1 protein-coding gene is annotated in these 1,210 nt (G+C 67.2%); it reads left to right on the plus strand.

The genetic code is table 11. From position 1 onward, the window contains the following. Positions 1–892 precede the first annotated feature (892 nt). Positions 893–1,180, plus strand: coding sequence for an SH3 domain-containing protein (locus ACFV20_RS37030; protein ID WP_242435273.1), 288 nt, complete (start codon positions 893–895; stop codon positions 1,178–1,180). The last annotated feature ends 30 nt before the right edge of the window (positions 1,181–1,210 follow it).

Raw genomic sequence — 1,210 nt, forward strand, 5'->3', positions numbered from 1 at the left:
GGTTTGACGGTATCGACTTCCGGCCCGAGCACGTGCCCTGGGCGCGGCGACTGCGTGATGGGGAACGCGAAGCCCTGCAGGAGCTCGCCGACGCCTTGGGCACCTGGCACCGGCTGGCGGTGAAGCCCTTCTGGGGCCGGGGAAGGTCCGCTCTGGTCGCGCCTGTCGGCCCATTACGCGGATCTCGTGGTCGAGGGAGGTGTGGATCTACTGCTGAGATCGCTCATGGTTCCGGGGGTGCGGTGGTGCCCGCCGGTGCTGGAGGCGCCTTATCCGCGCCGAACGGAAGTCCGTTTACGGGGCCGGGGTCTGGACATAACGCCGGTGGTCTTCTCCCCTCACGGGGTGAGCTTCCTGTGGGATCCGCTCGACACCGCCCGGCCGCCCAGGCTGCTTGTCCCCGCCCTTCGTGAGCCGCTGGCCGATGACGGCGTTACCGCCCTCGACGGCGGTGCTGATCCGGGCATGGCCTCCCTCGTCGGCCGAACCAGAGCCGCAGCCCTCATGGCCACCACCCGAGGCTGCACCACGACGGAAATGGCCCAGCGGCTCGGGGTTTCGGCCGCGGCAGCTAGCCAGCATGCCCGGGTACTCCGGGACACAGCACTCATCACCACCACTCGCCGCGGCGGGTTCGCTCTTCACCTCATCACGCCCTTGGGAAGCGCTTTGCTGAAAGCTCAGCGATTCAACCAAGAGGGGGTTTAAGGCACCGCTTAAGGCGTTGAGAGCCCGGAAGGCATCGGCCCATCATCTCCATGACCGGGTGCCATAGACCCGATCAGACATCACGCCGATCCGGGAGAAGCAAATCATGATGCCCCTCACCGCACGTCTCCTGCCGCTCGCCGCGGCGGTTGCCCTCTTAAGCCCATTGGCACTGACCAGCTCCGTGGCAGCCGCCCCTGCGCACTACCCATGCGGCAGCACCCCGCCCGACCTGGACCCCGTCCAGGGAACCAACAAAGCAAACGGCGTCAACATGCGTGCCGGCTCCAGCACTTCGTGTGCCAGCCGAGGACTGGCACACCTGAGCCACACGATCAACTACCACTGCTGGACCCTCGACCAGGACGGAGCCACCTGGACCTACGCGCGCAACCTGTCCACGGGCTACTCCGGCTGGATGCGCGACGACCTCCTCCGGGACAACGGCAGCAGCGTCCACTGCCCCCTCTGACCGGTCAGTCCACCGTCGACGGGACAACGG

Origin of the sequence: Streptomyces sp. NPDC059696 (assembly GCF_042733745.1) — a bacterium.
GTDB lineage: Bacteria > Actinomycetota > Actinomycetes > Streptomycetales > Streptomycetaceae > Streptomyces.